Annotated in this window: 21 protein-coding genes; 8 read left to right on the plus strand and 13 right to left on the minus strand. The window is 72.5% G+C overall.

All coding sequences use genetic code 11. The features are described from left to right. The first annotated feature begins 112 nt into the window (after positions 1–112). Together glgX and treY are read left to right on the plus strand one after the other, a co-directional pair. Positions 113–2,287 (plus strand): glycogen debranching protein GlgX, encoded by a 2,175-nt coding sequence (glgX, locus tag ACFVQ0_RS06165; protein ID WP_390085018.1) that lies wholly within the window; start codon positions 113–115, stop codon positions 2,285–2,287. Between the two features lie 89 nt (positions 2,288–2,376). Next, positions 2,377–4,758: a malto-oligosyltrehalose synthase gene (treY, locus tag ACFVQ0_RS06170; protein ID WP_390085020.1), complete on the plus strand. Its 2,382-nt coding sequence runs from the start codon at positions 2,377–2,379 to the stop codon at positions 4,756–4,758. Here the strand turns inward: treY and ACFVQ0_RS06175 are convergent. Both ACFVQ0_RS06175 and ACFVQ0_RS06180 read right to left on the minus strand, forming a co-directional pair. After that, entirely contained in the window at positions 4,730–5,746 is a 1,017-nt protein-coding gene (locus ACFVQ0_RS06175) for a cytochrome P450 (protein WP_390085022.1), read from the minus strand. The two genes, treY and ACFVQ0_RS06175, sit on opposite strands and share 29 nt — an antisense overlap. Positions 5,747–5,944: 198 nt before the next feature. Then, positions 5,945–6,844 carry a LysR family transcriptional regulator gene (locus ACFVQ0_RS06180; protein ID WP_390085024.1) on the minus strand — a complete coding sequence of 300 codons (900 nt, stop codon included), beginning with the start codon at positions 6,842–6,844 and terminating at the stop codon, positions 5,945–5,947. A 97-nt stretch (positions 6,845–6,941) separates the two neighbouring features. On the opposite strand from ACFVQ0_RS06180, the gene lpdA reads away from it, so the two are divergent. Continuing rightward, a complete protein-coding gene (lpdA, locus tag ACFVQ0_RS06185; protein WP_390085025.1) occupies positions 6,942–8,363 on the plus strand; it encodes a dihydrolipoyl dehydrogenase in 1,422 nt (473 codons plus the stop codon). A 4-nt stretch (positions 8,364–8,367) separates the two neighbouring features. On the opposite strand, the gene ACFVQ0_RS06190 is transcribed toward lpdA, so the two are convergent. Next, a complete protein-coding gene (locus tag ACFVQ0_RS06190; RefSeq protein ID WP_390085027.1) occupies positions 8,368–8,934 on the minus strand; it encodes an FHA domain-containing protein in 567 nt (188 codons plus the stop codon). Positions 8,935–9,089: 155 nt separating this feature from the next. Between ACFVQ0_RS06190 and ACFVQ0_RS06195 the strand changes: the two genes are divergently transcribed. Then, a complete protein-coding gene (locus tag ACFVQ0_RS06195; protein ID WP_390085029.1) occupies positions 9,090–10,043 on the plus strand; it encodes a GNAT family N-acetyltransferase in 954 nt (317 codons plus the stop codon). Between the two features lie 43 nt (positions 10,044–10,086). Further along, entirely contained in the window at positions 10,087–10,980 is an 894-nt protein-coding gene (locus ACFVQ0_RS06200) for an aminoglycoside phosphotransferase family protein (RefSeq protein ID WP_390085031.1), read from the plus strand. 9 nt (positions 10,981–10,989) lie between these two features. Here the strand turns inward: ACFVQ0_RS06200 and ACFVQ0_RS06205 are convergent, their stop codons facing one another. Further along, on the minus strand, positions 10,990–12,375 hold the full coding sequence (locus ACFVQ0_RS06205; protein WP_390085033.1) for a GH1 family beta-glucosidase: 1,386 nt from the start codon (positions 12,373–12,375) through the stop codon (positions 10,990–10,992). A 196-nt stretch (positions 12,376–12,571) separates the two neighbouring features. Here ACFVQ0_RS06205 and treZ point away from each other — a divergent pair, with 196 nt between their 5' ends. Continuing rightward, positions 12,572–14,332 carry a malto-oligosyltrehalose trehalohydrolase gene (treZ, locus tag ACFVQ0_RS06210; RefSeq protein WP_390085035.1) on the plus strand — a complete coding sequence of 587 codons (1,761 nt, stop codon included), beginning with the start codon at positions 12,572–12,574 and terminating at the stop codon, positions 14,330–14,332. A 36-nt stretch (positions 14,333–14,368) separates the two neighbouring features. Here the strand turns inward: treZ and ACFVQ0_RS06215 are convergent, their stop codons facing one another. Both ACFVQ0_RS06215 and ACFVQ0_RS06220 read right to left on the minus strand, forming a co-directional pair. After that, on the minus strand, positions 14,369–15,499 hold the full coding sequence (locus ACFVQ0_RS06215) for a M24 family metallopeptidase (RefSeq protein ID WP_390085037.1): 1,131 nt from the start codon (positions 15,497–15,499) through the stop codon (positions 14,369–14,371). Between the two features lie 94 nt (positions 15,500–15,593). Further along, a complete protein-coding gene (locus tag ACFVQ0_RS06220) occupies positions 15,594–16,226 on the minus strand; it encodes a nucleoside/nucleotide kinase family protein (protein ID WP_390085039.1) in 633 nt (210 codons plus the stop codon). 67 nt (positions 16,227–16,293) lie between these two features. On the opposite strand from ACFVQ0_RS06220, the gene ACFVQ0_RS06225 reads away from it, so the two are divergent. Both ACFVQ0_RS06225 and ACFVQ0_RS06230 read left to right on the plus strand, forming a co-directional pair. Next, positions 16,294–16,680: a VOC family protein gene (locus tag ACFVQ0_RS06225; protein WP_390085041.1), complete on the plus strand. Its 387-nt coding sequence runs from the start codon at positions 16,294–16,296 to the stop codon at positions 16,678–16,680. A 201-nt stretch (positions 16,681–16,881) separates the two neighbouring features. Continuing rightward, on the plus strand, positions 16,882–17,868 hold the full coding sequence (locus ACFVQ0_RS06230) for a polysaccharide deacetylase family protein (protein WP_390085043.1): 987 nt from the start codon (positions 16,882–16,884) through the stop codon (positions 17,866–17,868). 61 nt (positions 17,869–17,929) lie between these two features. Here the strand turns inward: ACFVQ0_RS06230 and ACFVQ0_RS06235 are convergent, their stop codons facing one another. The 7 genes from ACFVQ0_RS06235 to ACFVQ0_RS06265 form a co-directional block, all read right to left on the minus strand. Further along, a complete protein-coding gene (locus ACFVQ0_RS06235; RefSeq protein WP_390085045.1) occupies positions 17,930–18,628 on the minus strand; it encodes a polysaccharide deacetylase family protein in 699 nt (232 codons plus the stop codon). Continuing rightward, complete coding sequence (locus tag ACFVQ0_RS06240; protein ID WP_390085047.1) at positions 18,625–18,954, minus strand: hypothetical protein; 330 nt, start codon at positions 18,952–18,954, stop codon at positions 18,625–18,627. Before ACFVQ0_RS06240 ends, ACFVQ0_RS06235 begins: the two co-directional genes overlap by 4 nt. A 124-nt stretch (positions 18,955–19,078) precedes the next feature. Next, entirely contained in the window at positions 19,079–19,852 is a 774-nt protein-coding gene (locus tag ACFVQ0_RS06245; protein WP_390085049.1) for a DeoR/GlpR family DNA-binding transcription regulator, read from the minus strand. Continuing rightward, entirely contained in the window at positions 19,842–20,861 is a 1,020-nt protein-coding gene (locus tag ACFVQ0_RS06250; RefSeq protein ID WP_390085051.1) for a D-2-hydroxyacid dehydrogenase, read from the minus strand. Before ACFVQ0_RS06250 ends, ACFVQ0_RS06245 begins: the two co-directional genes overlap by 11 nt. Further along, positions 20,858–21,718 carry a carbohydrate ABC transporter permease gene (locus ACFVQ0_RS06255; RefSeq protein ID WP_390085053.1) on the minus strand — a complete coding sequence of 287 codons (861 nt, stop codon included), beginning with the start codon at positions 21,716–21,718 and terminating at the stop codon, positions 20,858–20,860. The genes ACFVQ0_RS06250 and ACFVQ0_RS06255 overlap by 4 nt, the downstream gene beginning before the upstream one ends. 44 nt (positions 21,719–21,762) lie before the next feature. Beyond that, positions 21,763–22,719, minus strand: a complete 957-nt coding sequence (locus ACFVQ0_RS06260; RefSeq protein ID WP_390085055.1) for a carbohydrate ABC transporter permease — start codon at positions 22,717–22,719, stop codon at positions 21,763–21,765. A gap of 30 nt (positions 22,720–22,749) precedes the next feature. Beyond that, positions 22,750–24,051: an ABC transporter substrate-binding protein gene (locus tag ACFVQ0_RS06265; RefSeq protein ID WP_390085056.1), complete on the minus strand. Its 1,302-nt coding sequence runs from the start codon at positions 24,049–24,051 to the stop codon at positions 22,750–22,752. Positions 24,052–24,078: the final 27 nt, after the last annotated feature.

A 24,078-nucleotide genomic window follows, 5' to 3' on the forward strand; every position in this document is an offset into this window, starting at 1 on the left:
GCCGTCCCCCGATTGCCGGTCGGTCCTAGGTAAGGGCCGCCCTTTCGGGGAAGATCTGGCAGGGAGCCCGCATTCCCCAGGCAACCGCATCAGAGTGGAAGAGTCGAAATCTATGCAGGTCTGGCCGGGACAGGCGTACCCCCTCGGTGCCACGTACGACGGCGCCGGGACCAACTTCGCGGTCTTCTCGGAGGCCGCCAACCGAATCGAGTTGTGCCTGCTGCACGACGACGGCTCCGAGACGGCGGTGGAGCTGCGGGAGACCGACGCGTTCGTCCGGCACGCCTATCTGCCCGGGGTGATGCCGGGTCAGCGGTACGGGTTCCGGGTGCACGGGCCGTACGAGCCGCAGCGCGGCGCCCGCTGCAACTCCGCGAAGCTGCTCCTCGACCCGTACGCGCGGGCGGTCGCCGGGCAGATCCAGTGGGGCGAGGCGGTGTACGGCTACCCGTTCGGCCGGCCCGACGCGCGCAACGACCTCGACTCGGCGCCGCACACCATGACGTCCGTCGTGGTCAACCCGTACTTCGACTGGGGCGACGACCGGCGCCCCCGTACGGACTACCACCGCACGGTCATCTACGAGGCCCACGTGAAGGGCCTGACGATGCTTCATCCGGGGCTGCCGAAGGAGCTGCGCGGTACGTACGCCGGGCTGGCGCACCCGGAGGTCATCGCGCACCTGACGGAGCTGGGCGTCACGGCGATCGAGTTAATGCCGGTGCACCAGTTCGTACAGGACCACCGGCTGGCGGACGCGGGGCTCGCCAACTACTGGGGTTACAACACCATCGGCTTCTTCGCCCCGCACAACGCCTACGCCTCCTGGGGCGACCGGGGCGAGCAGGTGCTCGAATTCAAGCAGGCGGTGCGGGCGCTGCACCAGGCGGGCATCGAGGTGATCCTCGACGTGGTCTACAACCACACGGCGGAGGGCAACCACCTGGGTCCGACGCTCTCCTTCCGGGGCCTGGACAACGCCTCGTACTACCGGTTGACCGACGATCAGCGCTACTACATGGACACCACTGGGACCGGGAACTCCCTGCTGATGCGCTCCCCCCACGTACTCCAGATGATCATGGATTCACTGCGGTACTGGGTGACCGAGATGCATGTGGACGGCTTCCGCTTCGATCTGGCCGCCACCCTGGCCCGCCAGTTCCACGAGGTGGACCGGCTGTCGTCGTTCTTCGACCTGGTGCAGCAGGACCCGGTGGTCAGTCAGGTGAAGCTGATCGCGGAGCCGTGGGACGTCGGCGAGGGCGGCTACCAGGTGGGGAACTTCCCGCCGCTGTGGACCGAGTGGAACGGGAAGTACCGGGACACGGTCCGGGACCTGTGGCGCGGTGAGCCCCGGACGCTGGCCGAGTTCGCCGGGCGGCTGACCGGCTCCTCCGACCTGTACCAGGACGACGGCCGCCGGCCGCTCGCCTCGATCAACTTCGCCACCTGCCACGACGGCTTCACCCTGCACGACCTGGTCTCGTACAACGACAAGCACAACGACGCCAACGGCGAGGGCAACCGGGACGGCGAGAGCCACAACCGGTCCTGGAACTGCGGTGTGGAGGGCGAGACGGACCGGCCGGAGGTGCTGGAGCTGCGCGAACGGCAGATGCGCAACTTCATCGCCACCCTCATGCTGTCGCAGGGCGTGCCGATGCTGAGCCACGGCGACGAGTTCGGCCGCACCCAGCTCGGCAACAACAACGGCTACTGCCAGGACAGCGAGCTGTCCTGGGTGCACTGGCCGGACCCGTCCCAGGCGGCGGCCGACGACGAGAGCGACGGCGAGGAGGCGGCCGAGCCGGGCGGCGACGGGCTCTCCCGCAGCCTGCTGGAGTTCACCCGGGCGATGGTGTGGCTGCGCCGCGACCATCCCGTCTTCCGGCGGCGCCGGTTCTTCCACGGGCGGCCGGTGGAGGGCACGCACGACGAGCTCTCCGACATCGCCTGGTTCACGCCACAGGGCCAGGAGATGACCCAGCGGGACTGGCAGGCTGCGCACGCCAAGGCCCTGACGGTCTTCCTGAACGGGCACGCCATCTCGGAACCGGGTCCGCGCGGCGAGCGGATCTCCGACGACTCCTTCCTGCTGATGTTCAACGCGAGCGCGGAGACGCTGGAGTTCGCCGTCCCGATGAACCACGGCCGGCAGTGGCACGTGGTCGTCGACACGGCGCGCCCGGCCGGAGTGCTGACCGGCGCCGGTCCGAAGGTGGCGGCGGGCGATCGGGTGACGTTGGTGGGCCGGAGCATGGCGGTGCTCCAGCGGCCCGCGTAGGGAGAGGGCGCGTGCTGCCGGGCCGCCGGTCAGGCTCTGGTCCGTCGCGAGGTGACACAGGCGGCCCGGAACTGGGTACGAACGTCTTCATGACGCCTTCCGCCACGTACCGGCTCCAGCTCCAGCCGGACTTCCCGTTCTCGGCCGCCGAGGACGCCGTGCCGTACCTCGCCACGCTCGGCGTCTCCCATCTGCACCTGTCCCCGGTGCTCGAAGCGGTGCCCGGCTCCACGCACGGCTACGACGTCGTCGACCACGGCCGGGTGCGCGCAGAGCTCGGCGGTGAGGAGGGGCTGCGACGGCTCGCCCGCACCGCCCGGCGCCACGGGCTCGGGCTGGTCCTGGACATCGTGCCGAACCACATGGCCGCGGACCCACGGCACAACCACGCGCTGCGCGAGGTCCTGCGCGACGGGCCCGGCTCCCCGTACGCCCGCTGGTTCGACATCGACTGGGCGGCGGGTGACGGGAAGATCCTGCTGCCCGTGCTCGGCGGCCGGCTCGGCGACGAGATGGACGGGTTCCAGGTCGATGGGGACATGCTGCGCCACGGCGAGCAGGAGTTCCCGCTCCGCGCCGGTACCTCCGGCCTCGCCCTGCCCGAACTGCTGGACGCCCAGCACTACCGGCTCTGCTGGTGGCGGCTGGCCCGCACCGAGCTGAACTACCGGCGGTTCTTCACCATCTCGGACCTCATCGGGGTCCGGGTGGAGGACCCGGAGGTCTTCGCCGCCACCCACGCCAAGATCCTCGAACTGGTCAGGGACGGGACCTTGGAGGGGCTGCGGATCGACCACCCCGACGGGCTCGCGGACCCGGCCGGATATCTGGAGCGGCTCTCCGCGGCGAGCGGCGGCGCGTGGACCGTGGTGGAGAAGATCCTCACCGGCCCGGAACCGCTGCCGGCCGGCTGGGCGGTGGCCGGAACGACCGGGTACGACGCGCTGCACCGGATCGACGGCCTCTTCACCGACCCGGTGGGCGCGGCGGAACTGCTGGGCCACTACCGGGAGTCCGCCTCCCCCGCGGGCGACCGGGGCGGCTACTGGCAGGCGACCGTGCGCCGGGCCGCGTACCGCGTCGTCACCCATGAGCTGGCCGCGGAGACCGCGGCTCTGACCCGGCTGGCGTCCCGCGTCTGCGCCGAGGACCCCGCACTGCGCGACCACGCCCCGTGGGCGCTGCGCACGGCGGTGCGTGAACTGCTGGTCCGGGTGCCGGTCTACCGCCCGTACGTGACGGCGGGCGGACCCTGCACGGAGTCGGCCGGGGCGACGCTGGACGCGACGGCGGTGAGCGACGCCAAGGCGGTGTTCGCGGTACGGGAGGAGGCGTCGGCCGTCGATGTGGTGCGGGAGATGGCGCTGGGGCGGCTCGGTCCTGGCGGCGACCGGGCGGCGTTCTGCGACCGGTTCGCGCAGACGGCGTCCGCGCTGCGGGCCAAGTCGGTCGAGGACACCGCGTACTACCGGTACGTGCCGCTGATCTCGGCGAACGAGGTGGGCGGCGATCCGGGCAGACCGGCGGTGGACCCGGCGGACTTCCACGCCTTCTGCACCCGCCTCGCCCGGGACTGGCCGGCCACCGGCACCGCGCTGACCACGCACGACACCAAGCGCAGCGCCGATGTCCGGGCCGCCGTCGCGGTGCTCTCCGAGTGTCCGGGGCGGTGGTCGCGGCTGGTGGCGGAGCTGGCCCGGACGGCCCCGGCGGCCCCCGATCCGCAGCTGGCCTGGCAGGCGTGGCAGACCGCGTTCGGCTGCGTGGGGCTCCCGGCCGGTGAGCAGGCGGCGCGGCTGGCGCCCGCGCTGCTGAAGGCGGTGCGGGAGTCGGGTCTCTTCACCAGCTGGACCGAGCCCGATCCGGTGTACGAGCGGGTGATGTCGGACTTCGTGGCCGCCGGTCCCGGCGCCGCGACCGGCCCGGCGCGCGAGCTGCTCGCGGAGTTCGCGGCGACGCTCGCCCCGCACGTCCGGGCCAATGTGCTCGGCGCGGCGCTGGTGCAGCTGACGATGCCGGGGGTGCCGGACCTCTACCAGGGCACCGAGCGCGAGTACCTGGCGCTGGTCGACCCGGACAACCGGCGGCCGTTCTCGCCGCCTTCCCCGGACGCGCCCGCCTCCGCGAAGGAGGAGCTGACGGCGGCGGCGCTGCGGCTGCGGCGCGAGCGGCCGGAGGTGTTCGGGGAGTCGGGGACGTACGCCCCGCTGGCGGCCTCCGGACCGGCGGCCGGGCACTGTCTGGCCTTCTGCCGCTCGGGCGAGGCCGTCACCGCGGTGACCCGGCTGTCGCTGCGGCTGGCGGAGTCGGGCGGCTGGCGCGGGACGGAGCTGGCGCTGCCGGACGACGGGGTGTGGCGGGATCTGCTGGCGCCGGGCCGGGAGTTCTCCGGTGGCACGGTCGCGGTGGCCGAGCTGTTCGACGAGCGGCCGGTGGCGCTGCTCAGCAGGGTCGCACCAGCAGGGACCTAGGACCCCGGGTGAGCAGGCCGGTGGCGGACGGCCGGAATCCGTCCGCCCAGCGGAGCCCCGGCATGGCGGCCAGCAGGGCGCGCACCCCCTGTTCGGCCTCCAGCCGTCCGAGCACCACGGCCGGGCAGCCCGCCGGGCCCGCGGTGGTGCGGCCCTGGTCGCGGCGGAACGGGTCGAACAGGTCCGGTTCGGCGAACCGTTCCGGATCGCGTCCGGCCGCGCCGATCAGGCAGGCGACGGGGGCCCGTGCCGGGAGGGTGCCACCGCTGAGGGTGACCTCTGTGAGGGTGCGCCGCAGGACGACCTGGACGGGCGGGTCCCGTCGCATGGTCTCCGTCCAGGCGCGGCCGGCGAGCGCGGGTTCGACGCGCAGGGCGGCCAGCAGGTCGGGGTCGTCCAGCAGGTTGGCCAGGAACGAGGCGAGGGCCGTCTCACGCAGTCCGGTGTGCCGGGTGCAGGGCCCGTCGCCCGGATGGGCGGGGTCGCCGTTACGGGTGAGGAAGGGGCCGCTGCCCGCGGGCAGCCAGCGGCAGAACTCCTCGACGAGATCGGCCTGCCGCCGCCCGGCGATGCGCCGGGCCAGCACGAACGCGGTCCGCTCGACGCGCTCCGCCAGGTGCGGGGGCACCGTGCCGGTGACCACCGTGTACCGCTCGCGGGGCAGGCAGCGGGCGCTGCCGTGGCAGAGGCCGAGCGGTGCGGGGCCGCCGCGCGGCGCCCCGTCGTGCGGGAAGCCGGTGAACCGGGGGCCGGTGAGCGCGGTGACCACGTCGTCGTACCGGCTGACCAGCCAGGCGCCCAGCGGGGCGTCCCAGCAGAGCGGATGCTCCTCGCGCAGCACCCGGTAGAGCCGGTACGGGTCGCGCGCGGCGCCGGGGGCGAGGAGGCTCGGCCCGGCTCCCGCGCGCGCCGAGCGGGACGGCCCGGCGGGGCGGTGGTCGGGCGAGGGCGTCGGGGCGGGTATGCCTCCTGGGGCGTCGGCCTGCATCCGTACCCCCGGCGGTCGGTGCGCCGGTGTGCGGCGCGGTCCCCCTCAGGGGATCACCCGGACGGGCCCGCCGCAGTCGGCGCGCGGCCGTCCGGGTGACGGGGAGCGCCGCGCGGACGGGGCGGGGCGCGCCGTACGGCCGGGCGGAACGGGGCGTGCCTTACGGCTGGCGGCGGAGTCCACCTGGCCGGACGGGCGTCACGGGCCGGGCCGGGGGCCCGGTGGCCGGGACGCGGCCAGCAGCTCGGTGAACGCGGCGGCGGCGCCGGTCAGTTCGACTCGGGAGAACACCGCGAGCGGCCGGGACCACGGCGGATCCACGGTGAGCACCGCGCAGTCCTCCCCGACGGCTCCGCGCACGACGTGCGCGGGGGCGGTCGCGATGCCGACCCCGGCGGCGGCCATCCGTACCGCGGTCGAGGTGTGCTCGGTCCGCACCGCCGTGCGCGGTACGAAGCCTGCTTCGGCGCAGACCCAGTCCAGGAAGGGCCGGCCGCGCACGACGGCCTCCATCGCGCACCGCACCCAGGGGCGGTCCGCGAGCTCCTGGAGACGGACGGAGGAGCGTCCGGCGAGCCGGTCGTCGAACGGGACGACCAGAACGATGCTCTCCTCACCGATCGGGACGAGCGGGCCCGGCCACTGGGCGGGCGGCGGGCCGACGGCGAGGTCGGCGGTGCCGCGCTCGATCTGTTCCTCCAGGGCCTCCGTGGTGGCGTACTCGTGGAGCACCAGGCCGACGCCGGGGTGGCGGGCGCGCCAGCGGGCGAAGACCTCGGGGAGGATGCCGACGGCGATCGCGTGCACGGTGGCGATGTGCAGTTCGCCGCCCTCCGCACCGGCCGCCGCCCGTGCCGCGCGCCGGGCCTGGGCGGCGCTGCGCACGGAACGCTCGGCGTGCGGCAGGAAGGCGCGGCCCATCGGGGTCAGCCGCACGCCGCGCGGCAGCCGTTCGAGCAGGGCGCCCCCGACGGTCCGCTCCAGGGCCTTGATCTGGTGGGACAGCGCGGGCTGGGTGACGTGGAGCAGCTCGGCGGCCCGGGTGAAGGAGGTCTCCTCGACGACCGTGACGAAGTACTCCATCTGACGCAGGCTCATCGAACCGCTCGCCGCCCTCAGCCATAGACGTTGTTCATCGTTGCCACACAAACATTGCCTTGGACTCATGGCAACGGTGCGGCGGAGGGTGGGAGCCATGACACAGACGGAGAAGGTGACCGAGACCGATGTGCTGGTGATCGGCGGGGGGACGGGCGGTTACTCGACCGCGCTGCGGGCCGCGGCGCTCGGTCTGCGGGTGCTGCTCGTGGAGCGCGACAAGGTGGGCGGCACGTGTCTGCACCGGGGCTGCGTGCCCAGCAAGGCGATGCTGCACGCGGCGGAGTTGGTGGACGGTATCGCGGAGGCCCGTGAGCGGTGGGGGGTGAAGGCGACCCTGGAGTCGGTGGACTGGCCGGCGCTCGTCGCGACCCGGGACGACATCGTGGACCGCAACCACCGAGGGGTGACCGGCCATCTCGCGCACGCCGGGGTCGAAGTGGTGCACGGCAGAGCGGAGTTGACGGGTCCGCGCGGTGTCCGGATCGGCGGGTACGGGGAGGTCGCCGCCCGGCGCGGCATCGTGCTGGCCACCGGGTCGCGGCCGCGCACCCTGCCGGGTCTGGCGGCCGACGGGCGGCGGGTGGTCACCAGTGACGACGCGCTGTTCGCCGCCGGTCTGCCGGAGTCGGTGCTGGTGCTGGGCGGCGGGGCGATCGGCGTCGAGTACGCCTCCCTGCACCGCTCGATGGGGGCCCGGGTCACCCTGGTGGAAGCGGCGGAGCGGCTGGTGCCGCTGGAGGACGCCGATGTGTCCCGGCACCTGACACGCGGGCTGAAGCGGCGCGGGATCGATGTGCGCACGGGTGCGCGGCTGCTGGAGGCGACCGTGCTGGAGGACGGGGTGCGGGCCGCTGTCCGGACCCCGCGCGGTGAGACCCGCACGGTGGAGGCGGAGCGGCTGCTGGTGGCGGTGGGCCGGGTTCCGGTGACGGACGGTCTGGGGCTGGCGGCGGCCGGACTGTCCACCGACGAGCGGGGCCATGTGGTCCCGGCGGACTGGGACCGGCTGGAGACGTCGGTGCCGGGCATCCACGTGGTGGGCGACCTGTTGCCGCCGCCGTCCCTCGGGCTGGCCCACGCGTCGTTCGCGGAGGGCCTGTTGGTGGCCGAGACACTGGCCGGGCTGCGTCCGGCGCCGGTGGACTACGCGGCGGTGCCCCGGGTGACTTACTCCGCCCCGCAGACCGCCGCCGTGGGGCTGTCCGAGGCCGGGGCCCGTGACGCCGGGCACGATGTGGTGGTCGGCACGATGCCGCTGACGGCGGTCGCCAAGGGCATGGTGCACGGGCAGGGCGGGATGGTGAAGGTGGTCGCGGAGCGGGACGGCCGGGTCCTGGGCGTGCATCTCGTCGGGCCGCACGTCTCGGAGATGATCGCGGAGAGCCAGCTGATCGTCGGCTGGGACGCCGAACCGTCCGACGTCGCCCGTCATGTGCACCCGCACCCGACGCTCTCGGAGGCGGTCGGTGAGGCCTTCCTGACCCTGGCGGGCCGTGGGCTGCACCAGCGGGCGTGAGGCCCTACACGGGTGGCCTCAGCGCGGGGGCGGAGAGCCGGAACATCATCGTGCCGAAGCTCACCTGGTCCCCCTCGCGCACCGAGACCGTCCCCGTGACGCGCTGCCCGTTGACGCAGGTGCCGTTCGTCGAGCCCAGGTCGCGCAGCAGCCAACGGCCGCCGTACACGGTGAGTTCGGCGTGCATCCGGGAGACGGTCTCGTGGCTGAGGCGCAGCCCGTTGCCCGGGTCCCGGCCGATGAGCAGGGGGTACGGGCTCGGCGCCGGGAGCAGCAGCTTGGGGAGCCGCTCCGCCCACCAGGCCCTGCGCACCCGGCCGGGAAAGCCGGAGACCCCGCTGACGACCCGGATCAGCTGCCGCGACAGGCGGCCCCCGGTGTCCAGATCGGCGGTGAGTGCCGCCAGTTCCTCCGAGCGGTTCGCGGTGAGGGCCAGTTCCATGCGCCGAATGAAGGTGTCGTGGGAGAGCCTTCCCTGCGCCGCGCCTTCTCTGAGCACGCCGAGAACACGGTCGCGCTGGGCGTCGGACACCCGCGCGGGATACGTGTGGAACTCGAAGGAGGACGTCACAGGGACAAGTGTCGGGCCGATGGCCCCAACGTGTCCAGAACGGCCGTACGCCCCCGCCCGGATATTCGCGGGCGCCCGGAGCGGGACGTTGCTACCGTCTGCCGCCGTGCCGCCCCGACGACCGCCGGGGCGCCCCCGTGATTTCTGGAGACTTTGTGCCCGCTGCACCACTCGAACTGAACATCCGTCCGCTCGCCGGCCCGCAGGAGCTGGATCTCTTCCGGCGGCTGCCGTACGTCCTGGACCACGAACTGGCTGACGACCTCGACTCCGGCCGGCGCCGCCCCGAGTGGATGTGGGTGGCGCTGCGGGGCGAGCGGGTGGTGGCGCGGATAGCGTGGTGGAGCCAGGACGGCGAGGCGCCGCTCTTCCTCGACTTCTTCGATCTCGACGACACCCTGCCCGAGCCGGAGCGCGGCGAGGTGGGCCTGCGGCTGCTGGAGACGGCGAGCGCGGCGGTGCTGCCCGCCGCCGGTCCGCGTCCCGAGTACAACCGGTTCGTCCCGCCGGACTGGCGCGAGGACCCGGTGGTCCGTGACGCCGTGGAGTCCCGGATCCGGGTCATGGAGCGCACCGGTGCCCGGATGCTGGTCGAGCGGCTGCGCCTGGAGTGGCGCGCGGGCACCCCGGTGCCCGCCGACAGCGGTCGGCTGCGGTTCCGCCCGGTCGCCGGGCGCGCGGACCTCCTCGCGCTGATGGCGCCCGTGATGGAGGGCACGCTCGACGCGCACGGCCGGCAGGACCTGGCCTCCGGACTGTCGCCGCTGCGGGCCGCGGAGAAGCACTACGACGAGGAGCTGGCCCGCTACACCACGCCGAAGGAGTGGTGGCGCGTCGCGGAGCTGCCGGACGGCGAACCGGTCGGCTTCGTGATCCCGGCCCGCAACAGCTACAACCCGATCATCGCGTACATCGGTGTGCTGCCCGCGCACCGGGGCCACGGCTACATCGACGACCTCCTCACCGAGGGGACCAGGGTGCTCGCCGGGCAGGACGGGGTGGAGCGGATCCGGGCCGCGACGGACCTCGGCAACGTGCCGATGGCGAAGTCCTTCGAGCGGCTGGGGTACGTCAACTTCGAGCGCGCGTTCGACATGGTGTGGGACTGAGGAACCCGCCGCCTACGCTGGCCGTGACCGCTTGGAGGAGCGCATGGAACGAGACAGCGTCGACGAGGACTTCGTCCGCACCCTGGTCCGGGGCCGCTATCCGGAGCTGGCCGGTCTGGAGATCCGGCGGGTGGCCTCGGGCTGGGACAACCAGCTCTGGCGGCTCGGGGACGAGCTGGTCGTCCGGCTGCCGATGACCGAGCGCGCTCCCGAGCTGCTGCGCAAGGAGTTCCGGTGGCTCCCGGAGCTCGCCGGGCGGCTGCCGCTGCCCGTGCCGACGCCCCGGTTCCTGAACGAGCCGGACGCGCGCTTCCCCCGGCCGTGGACCCTGGTGAGCTGGGTTCCGGGCGAACCGGCGGACGGCGTCGAGGTCACCGACGCCGCCCGGTCCGTGGCGAACCTCGCGGGGTTCCTCCGCGCCCTGCACCGCCCCGCGCCGGCCGACGCCCCCACGGACCCGGGGCGCGGCGGCTCCCTCGCCACGGTCGCGGACGACTTCGAGGCCCTGCTCGCCGGGGTGGCGGAGGCGGTCGACGTGGCGCGGGTGCGCCGGGTGTGGGACCGGGCGGTCGCGGCGCCGCGGTGGACCGGGCCTGCGGTCTGGCTGCACGCCGATCTGCACCCCGCCAACGTCGTCGTCGCCGACGGCGCGATCTCCGGCATCGTCGACTTCGGTGATCTCTGCGCCGGTGATCCGGCGGTCGACCTCGCCGCCGCGTGGAAGCTGCTGCCGCAGGGCTCCGACGGCGACTTCTTCGAGGCGTACGGGGGGACGGACGAGGCGACCGTGCTGCGGGCCCGGGGCCGGGCCGTGCTCAAGGCGCTCGTGCTCGTCTCGGTGGGTCAGGCGTGGGACCGGGGTCTGCCCGGCGGGCAGCCGACCTGGGGCCGGGCCGGCCGTCGGGTTCTGGAGCGGGTCTTCGCCTCCGCCGCCTGAGGGCGGATGTCAGGCCCGGTCCGCGCCGGTCGGCCGTTGACCGGCGCCCTGCCGCTTCTGCTCCCCGATCATGTCGCGGTACCAGCCGTACGAGTCCTTGGGGGTGCGGCGCAGCGTCTCGTAGTCGATGTGGACCAGCCCGAAGCGCTTGGCGGCCCCCTCGATCCACTCGATGTTGTCGGTGAGCGACCAGGTGAAGTAGCCGCGTACGTCGACACCCGCGTCGATGGCCGACCGCAGCGCGTTCAGATGGGCGTCGAGGAAGGCTATCCGGCGGGTGTCCTCTGCGGGTTCGTCGATGGCGCAGCCGTTCTCGGTGATGTAGAGCGGGGGAAGCCGGTCGCCGTAGCGGCCGTTCAGCTGGACGAGAGTGTCGCGCAGCCCGTCGGGGACGACGGGCCAGCCGAAGTCGGTCGTCTCGTATCCCTTGATCTCCCGTATCCCGAAGGGCAGTTCGGCCGGCATGTCGAAGCCGGCGAAGGTGTCGAGGGCGGCGGCCGCAGGAGCGCCGACGAGTGTGGGGTTGTAGTAGTTGACCCCGTACCAGTCGAGCGGGGTGGAGATGGTCCGCAGGTCGTCCTCGACCGGGCCGGGCATCAGTGCGGCGAAGTTCTCGTCGGGGTAGCGGCCGGTGAGGAGCGGGTCGGAGAAAAGCCGGTTGGTGAGGGTGTCGTACAGCTCTGCGGCGAAGCGGTCCTCCTCGCTCTCGCTCGCGGTCCAGACCGGGGAGTGGGAGACGGCGATGCCGATGTTGCCCGCGCCCGCGGCCCGGAGCGCGCGGACGGCCAGGCCGTGGGCGAGGAGCTGGTGGTGGGCGGCGGGCAGGGCGTCGAAGAGGAGGGCGCGGCCGGGGGCGTGCTCACCGAGTGCGTAGCCGAGCATGGTCACTTCGGCGGGTTCGTTGATGGTGATCCACATGGGGACGCGGTCCGCGAGGCGTTCGGCGACGACGCCGGCGTACTCGGCGAAGCGGTAGGCGGTGTCCCGGTTGAGCCAGCCGCCCGCCTCGTCCAGCGGGAGCGGGGTGTCCCAGTGGTAGAGGGTGGGGGCCGGGGTGATCCCGTGTGCGCAGAGCTCGTCGACGAGGCGGTCGTAGAAGTCGAGCCCCTGGGCGTTGACCGGCCCGCTGCCGCCGGGGACGACGCGCGGCCAGCTCACCGAGAAGCGGAAGGCGTCGGCGCCGAGGCCGGCCAGCAGGGCGACGTCCTCCCGGTAGTGCCGGTGGAAGCCGGTGCCCCGGGTGGTGTCGGCGCCGTCCTTGATCCGTCCGGGCCGCGCGGCGAAGGCGTCCCAGCCGGACGGCCCCTTGCCGTCGGTGTCCGCGGCCCCCTCGGTCTGGAACGCGGAGGCGGAGGCCCCCCAGATGAAGCCGGGCGGGAACATCGGAACAGTCATCTCGGCCTCCACAGCCGTGAGGAAGACCGACCGGCAATCGGGGGCGGTCCATGAGGGAGTGCGTATGGCAGAAGTCGGCAGGGCAGTGATCAGAACCAGACCTTAATCGCCAGTAACGGGCTCGATCCAGTGTCGTTGGTCGGTGATCGCGGCTTCTGCCGACCATGGCCAGGGGCGAGGAGACGAGGAGCGTCGCATGCTGTTCGACGTATGGGCACCGGATGCGGAGTCGGCCGCGCTGTGGCTGGCCGGTGAGCTGCGGTCCATGGGGCGCGATCCCGTACGGGCGGGCTGGTGGACGGCGGATGCGGAGGCGGGGGACGGCGACCGCTACGGCTTCTCCCTCGACGACGGCCCCGTGCGACCCGACCCCCGCTCGCGCCGCCAGCCGGACGGGCCGGACGGTGAGAGCGCGGTCGTCGACCACTCCGCTTACGCGTGGCGCTCCGACTGGGCCGGGCGCGGGCTGCCGGGCGCCGTCCTGTACGAGCTGCACGTCGGCACGTACACGGCGGAGGGCACCTTCGACGCGGCGGCCGAGCGGCTGGGGCATCTGGCGGAGCTGGGCATCACCCATGTGTCCCTGATGCCGGTCTGCCCCTTCCCCGGTGTCCACGGCTGGGGGTACGAGGGGGTGTCGCTGTGGGCGGTGCACGAGCCGTACGGCGGCCCGGAGGGGCTGAAGCGCTTTGTCGACACGGCGCACGGGCTCGGGCTCGCCGTCGTCCTGGACGTGGTCCACAACCACCTGGGCCCGTCCGGCAACTATCTCCCGCACTTCGGCCCGTACTTCACCGAGACGCACCACACCCCGTGGAGCGCGGCGGTCAATCTGGACGCCCCCGGCTCGGACGAGGTGCGGGCGTTCCTGCTGGGCAGCGCGCTCGCCTGGCTGCGCGACTACCGGCTGGACGGGCTGCGGCTCGACGCGGTCCACGCGCTGGCCGACACCCGGGCGCTGACGTTCCTGGAGGAGCTGTCGGCGGCGGCCGACGCGCTCTCCGCCGAACTGGGCCGCCCGCTCCCGCTGATCGCGGAGTCCGACCTCTGCGACCCGCGCACGACGACGCCGCGGGAGTCGGGCGGCACCGGTCTGCACGCGCAGTGGAATGACGACTTCCACCACTGTCTGCACACCGCCCTCACCGGCGAGTCCCAGGGCTACTACGCGGACTTCGCGGTCGCCCCGCTGGCCGCGCTGGCGAAGACCGTGTCGGGCGCCTTCTTCCACAACGGCACGTACTCCGGATTCAGAGGCCGCACGCACGGCCGCCCGGTCGACGTCACCCGTACCGCCGCCCACCGCTTCGTCGGCTACGGCCAGACCCACGACCAGATCGGCAACAGGGCGCTCGGTGACCGGCTCGCCGCCTCCCTCTCCCCCGGCCTGCTGGCCTGCGCGGCGGCGCTCGTGCTCACCGGGCCGTTCACGCCGATGCTGTTCATGGGCGAGGAGTGGGGCGCCCGTACGCCCTGGCAGTTCTTCACCGACCACACGGACCCCGAGCTGGCCGAGGCGGTGCGCAGCGGCAGGCGGCGGGAGTTCGGCGCGCACGGCTGGGCCGAGGAGGACATCCCGGACCCGCAGGACCCGGCCACCCGGGACCGCTCCTGCCTGGACTGGGACGAACCGGGCCGGGAACCGCACGCCCGGCTGCACGCCTGGTACCGCGAGCTGATCGCGCTGCGCCGCGCCATGCCCGACCTCTGCGACCCGGATCTGGCGACGGTGAAACCGGCGTACGACGACGAGGCCCGCTGGTTCGCCTTCCGCAGGGGCGATCTGCGGATCGCGGTGAACCTGGGCGGGAAGCCCGCCGCGATCCCGCTCGGCGGCGGCCGGCACCGCGGCGGCGGGGGCAGGGTGCTGGCCGCCTGGCAGCCGGTCGGGACGCCCGGCGCGGACGGCGTGCTGCACCTCCCGGCGGAATCGTGCGTGGTGCTGGCCGACGACTGAACCGCGACGGAGCCCCGGCCGTGACCGCCCCGGCGGCTACTCGACGATCGCCAGCTCGCGGGCGGTGGCGTTGAGGCGGCGCCCGCCGTCCTCCGTGACGGTCACGATGTCCTCGATCCGGACGCCGAAGCGGCCGGGCAGATAGACGCCGGGCTCCACGGAGAAGCACATGCCGGGGACGAGCCGCTGCTCCTCGCCCTCGATCATGTACGGGGGTTCGTGGGTGGTGACGCCGATGCCGTGGCCGGTGCGGTGGATGAAGCGGTCGCCGTAGCCGAACTCGGTGATGACGGCTCGGGCGGCCCGGTCGATGTCCTGGCAGGCGGCGCCGGGCCGGACCGCGTCGCAGCCTGCCGCCTGGGCCTCCCGCACGATGTCGTGGACCCGCTGCTCCTCCGGTGTGGGCTCGCCGACGTGGACCGTACGGGAGGTGTCGGAGCCGTAGCCGTGCTTGAGGCCGCCGAAGTCGAGCACGACCATGTCGCCGCGCTCGATGGTGCGGTCACCCGCCTCGTGGTGCGGGTTGGCGCCGTTGGGCCCGGAGCCGACCACGGTGAAGTCGACCTGGGAGTGCCCGTACTCGGTGAGCAGCCGGGCCAGGTCCGCGGCGACCTCGGTCTCCCTGCGGCCGGAGAAACGGACCTTGAGGATCTCCTCGTACGTGGCGTCGGCGGCGGCCCCCGCGGCGGCGAGCCGGTCCAGCTCCGCGGCGTCCTTCACGGCTCGCAGCATCGGCAGCGCCTCGGTGAGGGAGGCGTACGAGGTGCCGGGCAGCAGCTGCTGGAGGCCGAGCAGGTGCATCGCCCAGGCGTTGTCGCTGATCCCGAACCGCCCCTTCGCGTCGAGCAGCGGCGCCGTGACGGCGTACGGGTCCTTGCCGTCGGTCCAGTCCCGCAGGGTCAGCGCGGATGCGCCGGCGCACTTCTCCGCGTCCGGCGCCTCCAGTGTCGGTACGACCAGGACGGGGTCCTGCCCGGCCGCGAGGACGAGGAGGGTGAGGCGTTCGGTGTCGGCGGTGGGCCGGTATCCCGTCAGGTGGACCATGTCGGGTCCGGGTGCGACCAGGACGCCGGCGAGCCCGGCGGCGGCCGCGCTCGCGGCGGCCCGCTCCATCCGGGCCCGGTAGTCGTCGGCGGTGAACGGCGCGGGCTGGTTCGGGCTGGACATGCGGACCTCCTGGCGGCGCGGAACGGCTCCCCCGCATCCTGCCCGGTGCGGGGCGTCCCGCGCGAGCGGTCGGGGGCGGCGCCGGTGCGGTTCTTCACCTGCTCCCGAGCCGCACGACGAGGTCGGCCCGGTCCCGTCCCCGGGCGACGAGCCGGGCGTTCGCCTCGTCGGAACCGGCGACCCAGCGCTCCGCGTACGGGCGGGGCTTCCCGAACCGCACATGCCGGTCGACGAGCCGGCGCACCCGTACGTCCTGGTCGAGTTCCAGGTACCACGCCTCGTCGAGCAGCCCGCGCACCGGCGCCCAGCCGCCGTCCGTGTGCAGCAGGTAGTTCCCCTCGGTGATGACGAGGGAGATGTCCGGGCCGACCGGGACGGACCCGGCGACCGGCTCCTCCAGGGCCCGGTCGAAGGCCGGGGCGTACACGACGGTGCCCGGTTCCGGTGTCCGCAGCCGGCGGAGCAGGGCGGCGTACCCGGCGGCGTCGAAGGTGTCGGGCGCGCCCTTGCGGTCCGCCCGGCCGAGCCGTTCCAGTTCGGCCTGGGCGAGGTGGAAACCGTCCATGGGCACGAGCGCGGCGAGCGGTCCGAGGGAGTCGGCCAGCTGTGCGGCCAGGGTGGACTTCCCGGCTCCCGGCGGACCCGCGAGGCCGAGAACACGGCGCTCCCCGGTCAGGGCGAGCCGACGCGCGCGGGCCGTCAGCCCGGTGAGGTCACTGGTCTCCATGGCGGATATTGTCCCGCTACGGGCCCGGCGGCCGCCCTTCCGTCCCGCGAGGAATCCGAGGAAACCCATGTCCCACATCGCCCTGGTCACGCTGGTCGTCCGCGACTACGACGAGGCACTCGCCTTCTACACCGACGCCCTCGGCTTCGAGCTGGTCGAGGACACGGAGCGGGGCGACGGCTCCCGCTGGGTGGTGGTGCGCCCGCGCGGCACGCAGGGCACGGGGCTGCTGCTGGCCCGCGCGAAGGACGGGGACCAGGCGGCAAGCATCGGGGCGCAGACCGGTGGCCGGGTCGGCTTCTTCCTGCACACGGCGGACTTCGCGGCCGACCACGCACGCATGCTGGCGGCCGGGGTCCGGTTCCTGGAGGAGCCCCGGCACGAGGTCTACGGTTCGGTCGCGGTCTTCGAGGACCTGTACGGCAACCGCTGGGACCTGCTCCAGCCCGCGTGAGCCCACCCCCGCGAACAGCAAATGAGCAATACCAAGCAGTGCCTGCGCATTACTGAAATCTCGGTGGCCGGGCGGGGAGAGTGGCTCTGTACGCCACCCGCTTCACCGAGGAATCACATGTCGCAGGACCTTTCCCCGATATCACCCGACCGCGCCCTCGAAGCCAGCGATGCGCTCGTGTCCCGGCGCCGGGGTGTGCCCATGCTCGTCTCACTCCGTGCCGCCGCCGCACCCGGCCCCCGCGGCGCCGACGACGGCGGGGCGGCCGCCTCCCCCGCCGCCTCGCCCGCCGCTTCTCCCGCCGCCTCCCCCGCCGACGACGAGCTCGCGAGCGCGTTCGCCGCGTACCACACCCGTCTCGGCCCGTCCCCGGACGGCGAACCGGCGGTGATCCGCACGCTCCAGGCGCTCGCCTACGCGACCCTGGGGCCGGACCGTGCAGCTGCCCGGCCCTATCGGGAGGGCGAGCGGGAACCCTCCCCCGCACGGCCCTTGTCGACCGCCCGCACGGTCAGCGCCTCCGGAACCCGGGCGGACCTGCGCGCGGGGCAGTTCCTGCGCGTGGTGAATTACCACAACACCCCGCTCAGCTGGAAGGACGAGCTGGTCGCCGAGCTACGCGGCTACGCACGGGAGTTCGAGAGTGTCACGGTCGCCGACCTGGAGCGCTTCTCCGGCACCGGAGTCTGGCACAAGGACCGGCCGGGCCTGCTCCCCGTCTTCTACGAGGGCTACCGCGACAACTACGAGGTGGCCGCCGCCGCCTGCGAAGAGGCCGGCATCACCGGGTGGTTCTTCGTCTGCACCGCGTTCGTGGACACCCCGGTCGAGGAGCAGTACGACTACGCGCTGGCCCACCGGATCAAGCTCGTTCCGGAGAACCCGCGCGCGGAACGCATCGCCATGAGCTGGGCGGAGGTCGCGGACCTGCACCGGCGCGGGCATGTGGTCACTCCGCACACGGCCTCCCACGCGCTCGCCCGCACCGTGCGCACCACGGCGGACATCGAGCGGGAGGTCATCGAGCCGAAGCGGCGGATGGACCGGGCCACAGGCGGTTCCGCACTGTGCACGGCTTGGCTGGAGGGCACCGACTGGACCGGGGAGTCGGCCGCCGACCAGGCCCTCCTCGACGCCGGGTACCGCTACGTGTTCGGCAACACGATGGTCAGGCGGCTGCCGGGCTGACGACGGTGGCGCCGGCCGCACCCTTCGCGGTGCGGCCGACGCCATCGTTCCCGGTGTGGAGTCAGCCCAGGTACTGGATCATGGTGTTGCCGAACTGGTAGCGGTATCCGGCCTCCCGCAGCGCCGCGTCCACCACCGGGTTCGCTCCGTACGGGGTACCCCAGAGGAAGGCTGTGCAGGCCGCGTCCTGCCCGGTCACCGCGTCCATGCGGCGCTTCGGCTCGAAGATCTCCCGTTCGAGGTCGGCCTCCGTGCGCAGGGCCGCCGCCTCCGCGTGGTTCGCGGTGTGCGGGGTGACGACATGGCGGCGGCTGAGCGCGGCCACGTCCTCCCACGTCATGGCGAGCCGCTCGCCCTTGCGGTTCTCCTGGACGAGGTCGATGTCATGCGCGTTGGCGTAGTCGAACTGCTCCTCGACGGGCACGTCGAGGAAGGCGGTGCAGATGAAGAACCAGGCGGTCAGCCCGGCTTCCTCGGCCAGGGGCGCGGCGACCTCCGCGTTGTTGCGGTAGCCCTCGTAGAAGACCGGGATCACGCCCGGCCGGTCCTTGTGCCAGTGGCCGGTGGAACGGAAGAGGTCGAGGTCTTCGAGCGTGACCGACGAGAAGGACTCGGCCAGGGCGCCCAGTTCGCCGCGGATCTTCTCCGTGTCGGCGTGCGGCGTGTTGTGGTAGTTGACCACCCGGATGTAGCGGCCGGCGCGGAGAGCTTCCTCCTGGCCGGAGAAGGAGGGGAGCGGGGAGTGAGTGGCGCCGGTCATCGCTGGGCCTCGTCCTTCCGGGCGGCGGGGGGTTCAGGGGTGAAGTGGGCGGAGGCCAGCACCTGGAGCACCTCGATCAGGGCCGGTTCGGCGTCGTCGGCCGCCTCGGGGGCGAGCGACTGCCGGTAGTGCCGGAACAGGCCGGCCAGTTCCTCGTCCCCGGCCTCCGGCGGTCCGGGGTCGAGCGGCGCGTCGTCACCGGACGACGGCACCTGCAACGCCAGGTACATGGGGATGCCCTCGCGTTCGAGTACCCGCTCGCCGAGTGCGGTCAGCAGGGCGCGCGGATCGGGAACGGGCGTGTGGTGGTGGGAGGGAGAGGTCATGGGTGAACTCCTGTGCCGTGGTGGTGCGAAGCTGTGGGGCGCGTACGGAGCCGGCGGCCACCGCGTGGGGCCGAGCGGACGGAGGCGCTCGACGACCGCCGCCGCGACGGTGGCATGAGCCGGTTCAGGCGGTGACGACCGTGCCTCCCTGCTCGGTGAGCGTGCGGGAGACCGTGTGCTGGGGGCCGGCGTCGGTCACCAGGGTGGCGACGCGGTCCAACGGGGCCAGCCGGACCGGGCCGCGCCGCCCGAGCTTGGATTCGTCGGCGAGCACGACGACCCTGCGGCCCGCCGCGAGCAGGGCCCGGTCGGTCTGGGCCTCGTCCACGTGGGCGCCGGTCAGGCCCGCGTCGATGTCCAGGCCGAACGCGCTGGTGACGATCTGGTCGATCTGGAGCTCGCTGAGCGCCCGCTCGACCAGATGCCCCAGGAGCGACTGTTCCCGGTGGCGCAGCACACCGCCCAGCACGATCACGTCCACCGCGGTCGTGGCGGAGAGGACCTGGGCGATCGGCAGCGCGTTCGTCACCACCGTGAGGCCCCGGCGCTCGCCCAGGCGTGCCGCCAGGGCCTCGGTCGTGGTTCCACCGCTGATGAGGACGGTGCTGTGGTCCCGTATCAGGGGGAGGGCCGCATGTGCGATGCGGCCCTTCTCCTCCAGTTGGACCGCCGCGCGCTGGGGCTGGTCGGGCTCGGCGGCCCCGTCCAGTGTCGTGGCTCCGCCGTGCACCCGGCGCAGCATCCCCTGGTCCTCAAGGTCCCTGAGGTCGCGCCGGACGGTCGAGGGGCTGATGCGCAGGAGGTCGGAGAGCTCCTGCACGTTGACGGTGCCGCGCCTCCTCAGCCGCGTCAGCACGGCGTGCCTGCGCTGCGGGGCCAGCAGGAACTCAGTAGCCATGGGTCCTGTCCACCAGGTTCACCAGCTCGCGGCCGGTGAGGTAACGCTCGACGTTGGTGCCGACGAGTTCGAGGGTCTGCTCCTCGTAGTCCGGCGCGAACCCGGCGACGTGCGGGGTCAGGAGCACGCCCGGCTCGCGCCACCAGAAGTGGCCGTCGGGAAGCGGTTCCTCGTCGAAGACGTCGAGGGCCGCCCCGGCGACGCGGCCGGAGCGCAGCCCGGCGCGCAGCGCGTCCTCGTCGACGATCCCGCCGCGCGACACGTTGATGACCATGGCGCCGTCCTTGAGCGCGTCCAGCGCCGAGGCGTCGATCATGCCCCGGGTCTCCTCGGTCAGCGGGCAGGTGACCACCAGGTAGTCGCACCGGCCCAGGAAGGCGTGCAGCTCGTCCGGGGTGTAGAGCTCGGCCTGCGCGGCGTCCGTCGCGGGGCTGCCGAAGAACTCACCGGCCCGGGTGCCGCGACCGCGCTTCAGGCCCAGCACGGTCATCCCGAACTGGCCCGCGAGGCGGCCGATCTCCTGCCCGATGCGGCCGTAGCCGACGACGCCGACGGTGGCGCCGCGCAGCCGGCGGGGCATCAGGGTGTTCCAGCGCTCTTCCAGTGAGGGCCAGACACCACCCTGCTGGATCTCGATGGCCCGGGGCAGGCGGTGCGCCAGCCCCAGCAGCATCATCATGACGTACTCCGCCATGGGGACGGGCGAGATCCCGCCGATGGAGGTGAGCGGCACGGGGAGGTCCCATGCGCTCGTGCCCTTCAGGTGGTCGGCGCCGGAGGTGTCCAGCTGGACCCAGCGCAGGTGCGGCGCCGCGTCCGCGGACTCCGGGAAGACGGAGCCGGTGTGCAGGATCTCGGTACGGCGCCAGACCTCGTCCGGTATGTCGGCCGCGGACTTGGCCTGGATCTGGGTGACGGTGAGTCCCGGGTGGCGGGCACGCAGCCGGTCCAGCCACCAGTCGGGGAAGGAGAGAGTGCTGAGGTAGTGGACGGTGGTCGGAGCGGTCACTTGATTCCCGATCGTGCGAAGCCCTGGACGAAGTACTTCTGGAAGCACAGGAAGAGAACGACCATGGGCAGGATGGAGAGCAGGGCCAGCGCCATGATGGCGCCGTAGTCGGCGGTGTACTGGCCGTTGACGAACTGCATGCCGACGGACAGCGTGTACAGCCGCTCGTCCTTGAGGACGGTGAGCGGCCAGGCGAAGTCGTTCCACTGGCTGAGGAAGGTGAGCAGCGACAGCACCGCGATGAGCGGCTTGCACAGGGGCAGGACCACGTGGAAGAAGGTCCGGAGCTGTCCGGCACCGTCCATCCGGGCCGCCTCGATGACCTCGTCCGGAATCCCGAGCATGAACTGCCGGGCCAGGAAGACGCCGAAGGCGGTGGAGGAGGCGGGGACGATCACGGCCCAGAAGCTGCCGAACATCCCCATCGCGCTGACGAGTTTGAACTGCGGCACCATCAGCACCTGCACCGGCACCGTCATGGTGCTGAGCATGACCAGGAAGATCAGGTTCCGGCCGCGGAAGCGCATCTTGGCGAAGGCGTATCCGGACAGCAGGTTGCAGGAGACCGTGATGAGCACGACCAGCGAGGTGATGACGGTCGAGTTCATCGTCCAGGTCCACACGGGCAGCCGGAAGACGCGGTGGAAGTTGTCCAGTGTGGGTGCGCTGGGCCACCACCGCAGATGCGGTGTGTGCAGGTCCGCCAGGGGCGAGAAGGCGACCAGGATCATCCAGAACAGGGGCAGGGCCATGGCCAGGCCGATCAGTGCCGCCGCGACGGCACGCAGAACGCGTGCGCGGTCGCGCCGGTGCGACGGCTTCGGCTGTACGGGCTGGGTTGAGGAGATGACGGACATCGGCGTCCTTCGTGACGGGGTGGGAGGGCTGCGGCGAGGAGAGGTCAGCCGACCGTGTCCCTGTTGCGGCTGAAGCGCCACTGGAGTGCCGTGAAGATCATGACGATGACGTACAGCACGATCCCGATGGCGGCGGCGTAGCCCTGCTGCCGGCTCTCGAAGCCGTTGCGGTACGCGTAGGTGATCATGACGTCGGTCGCGTGGCCGGGGCCGCCCAGGGTCATGACGTACACGGTGTCGAAGACCTGGAACGAGTAGATGACGTTCATGATGAGCAGGAAGAACGTCGAGGGGCCGAGCAGTGGCACGGTGATGTGGCGCAGCCGCTGCCAGGGGCTCGCCCCCTCCAGGTCGGCGGCCTCGTACATCTCGGGTGAGATTCCCTGCAGACCGGCCAGGTAGATCACCATGTTGAAGCCGACCCGCATCCACAGGGTGATCAGGACCACCGAGGCCATCGCCGCGGTGCCGCTCGTCTGCCACGGGGCGGCGGGAAGACCGAAGGTGGCGAGCAGTTTGTTGAGCAGACCGATGTTCTGGTCGAACATCAGGGTGCCGATGAGAGCGGTGGCGACGCCCGAGATGACCATCGGCAGGTACACGAGCGTGCGCCAGAGCGGTCGGGCGGGCATCACCTTGTTGAAGAGCATGGCGACGGCGAGTCCGACCGCCATCTCGACGGGGACCGTGGCGACGCAGAAGATCCCGGTGTTCAGCACGGTGCGCCAGAAGACCGGATCGCTCACGAGCTCGCGGTAGTTGGCGAGTCCCGCCCAGGTCGGCGAGGACAGGCCGGTGCTGTACTGGAAACTCAGGACGACCGTCATGACCAGCGGGACGAGCAGGAAGACCGTCACCAGGATCAGGTTGGGTCCGAGCGTGCAGTAGGCGGCCAGCGTGTCGCGGTAGCGCGCGATCCACTTCGTGGGCGGCGGGGAAGGCGGGGCCTTCACGGGGGCGGGCTTGCGTGCTTCTCGTGGCAGCGAGGCGGTGGTGGCCATGGCAGCTCCAGGGGCGGGAATGAGAGGGCCTTACGCGGAGGCCAGCGCGGAACGGGTGGACTCGGCGATGTTCCGGAGCGTCACTTCGGCCGGCTGGCGGTTGACGAAGGCGGCCTCCAGTTCGTCCTGGAGCGCGGAGTTGATGCGTCCGAAGGAGGGGACGGCGACCTGTGCGGTCATGGCCGGGGTGAGGGCGGTGGCCTGTTCGGCGTAGACGGGCATCAGGTCGGACCGCACGGCGTAGTCGAGCGGCTGTGTGATCAGGGACTTCCGGGTGGGCAGCACGACGCACTGCTCGCAGAAGCGCGCCATGTTCTCCTCGTTCGCCAGGAACTTGAGGAAGTCGGCGGCCAGTTCGGGGTTCTCGGTGGTGCGGGTGGCGACGACGGCGTTGCCGCCCAGATCGGTGGCCGCGTAGCGGCCGTGCGGCTGGAAGGTGACTCCGTACAGCTCCTTCTTCAGCGCGGGGTCGATGGTCGGCAGCAGGAAGTCGCCCGCGAAGCTCATCGCGACCGTGCCGGCGGTGAAGAGCGCGTCGGGGTACGCGGCGCTCTTGACCGAGCTGTTGGGCGGGACGAAGCCCTCCCGGAAGAAGTCCTGCGTGTAGCGCAGGGCGCGCAGACCCGCGGCGGACTCGATCGCGGGCGCGGAGAGGTCCTCGTCGAGGATTCTTCCGCCCGCTTCCCACAGCCAGCTCAGCCAGCGGAAGGCCCCGGCCTGCTGCCAGCCGTAGACGAAGGGATAGACGCCGTGCACCTTCTTGCGCAGTCGTGCGCATATCTCGGTGAACTCGTCCCAGGACCAGGCCTCGTTCAGCGACTCGGGCACCTCGGTGATGCCGGCGGCCCGGAACATGTCCTTGCGGTAGAGCACGGCGGTCGTGTCGGTGTGGTGCGGGACGGCGTAGGGCCGGCCCTCGTGGCACACGGCCTCCCACAGGGCGGGCAGGAACGCGGCGCGTTCCGCCTCGCCGAAGTAGGGGCTGAGGTCGAGGAGCTGGCCGCTCGCGCTGTACATCCCGAGGTTCGCGTAGTCGCACCGGAACAGGTCGGGGGCCCGGCCGCCCGAGAGGAGTGCGTCCATATTGGTGTACATCTGCTGATACGGCTCCATGCGTATCCGCACCCGGATCCCCCGGTGGAGGCGTTCGTACGCACGGGCCAGGGCCTGGAAGGCGGCGATCTCGCTGTCGGCTCCCCACAGCGAGAAGGTGAGGGTGTCGGCCCCGGCCGAACCCGTCTCCGAGGGCTTGAATCCGGCCCGGCGTGCGAAGCCGACCGCGCCCGCGCCTACCGCGGCCGCACCCAGCACTGCTCGTCTGGCGACAGCCATGGCGCACATCCTTCAGGGGTCAAGAGG

It is taken from the genome of Streptomyces sp. NPDC057900 (assembly GCF_042887885.1).
GTDB lineage: Bacteria > Actinomycetota > Actinomycetes > Streptomycetales > Streptomycetaceae > Streptomyces.

Excerpts from the sequence above, each read along its gene's own strand:
- glgX (WP_390085018.1), top strand. The coding sequence starts at position 113 with ATGCAGGTCTGGCCGGGACAGGCGTACCCCCTCGGTGCCACGTACGAC.
- treY (WP_390085020.1), top strand. The coding sequence starts at position 2,377 with ATGACGCCTTCCGCCACGTACCGGCTCCAGCTCCAGCCGGACTTCCCG.
- ACFVQ0_RS06175 (WP_390085022.1), bottom strand. The coding sequence starts at position 5,746 with ATGCAGGCCGACGCCCCAGGAGGCATACCCGCCCCGACGCCCTCGCCC.
- ACFVQ0_RS06180 (WP_390085024.1), bottom strand. The coding sequence starts at position 6,844 with ATGAGCCTGCGTCAGATGGAGTACTTCGTCACGGTCGTCGAGGAGACC.
- lpdA (WP_390085025.1), top strand. The coding sequence starts at position 6,942 with ATGACACAGACGGAGAAGGTGACCGAGACCGATGTGCTGGTGATCGGC.
- ACFVQ0_RS06200 (WP_390085031.1), top strand. The coding sequence starts at position 10,087 with ATGGAACGAGACAGCGTCGACGAGGACTTCGTCCGCACCCTGGTCCGG.
- ACFVQ0_RS06205 (WP_390085033.1), bottom strand. The coding sequence starts at position 12,375 with ATGACTGTTCCGATGTTCCCGCCCGGCTTCATCTGGGGGGCCTCCGCC.
- treZ (WP_390085035.1), top strand. The coding sequence starts at position 12,572 with ATGCTGTTCGACGTATGGGCACCGGATGCGGAGTCGGCCGCGCTGTGG.
- ACFVQ0_RS06215 (WP_390085037.1), bottom strand. The coding sequence starts at position 15,499 with ATGTCCAGCCCGAACCAGCCCGCGCCGTTCACCGCCGACGACTACCGG.
- ACFVQ0_RS06220 (WP_390085039.1), bottom strand. The coding sequence starts at position 16,226 with ATGGAGACCAGTGACCTCACCGGGCTGACGGCCCGCGCGCGTCGGCTC.
- ACFVQ0_RS06225 (WP_390085041.1), top strand. The coding sequence starts at position 16,294 with ATGTCCCACATCGCCCTGGTCACGCTGGTCGTCCGCGACTACGACGAG.
- ACFVQ0_RS06230 (WP_390085043.1), top strand. The coding sequence starts at position 16,882 with ATGCTCGTCTCACTCCGTGCCGCCGCCGCACCCGGCCCCCGCGGCGCC.
- ACFVQ0_RS06235 (WP_390085045.1), bottom strand. The coding sequence starts at position 18,628 with ATGACCGGCGCCACTCACTCCCCGCTCCCCTCCTTCTCCGGCCAGGAG.
- ACFVQ0_RS06240 (WP_390085047.1), bottom strand. The coding sequence starts at position 18,954 with ATGACCTCTCCCTCCCACCACCACACGCCCGTTCCCGATCCGCGCGCC.
- ACFVQ0_RS06245 (WP_390085049.1), bottom strand. The coding sequence starts at position 19,852 with ATGGCTACTGAGTTCCTGCTGGCCCCGCAGCGCAGGCACGCCGTGCTG.
- ACFVQ0_RS06255 (WP_390085053.1), bottom strand. The coding sequence starts at position 21,718 with ATGTCCGTCATCTCCTCAACCCAGCCCGTACAGCCGAAGCCGTCGCAC.
- ACFVQ0_RS06260 (WP_390085055.1), bottom strand. The coding sequence starts at position 22,719 with ATGGCCACCACCGCCTCGCTGCCACGAGAAGCACGCAAGCCCGCCCCC.
- ACFVQ0_RS06265 (WP_390085056.1), bottom strand. The coding sequence starts at position 24,051 with ATGGCTGTCGCCAGACGAGCAGTGCTGGGTGCGGCCGCGGTAGGCGCG.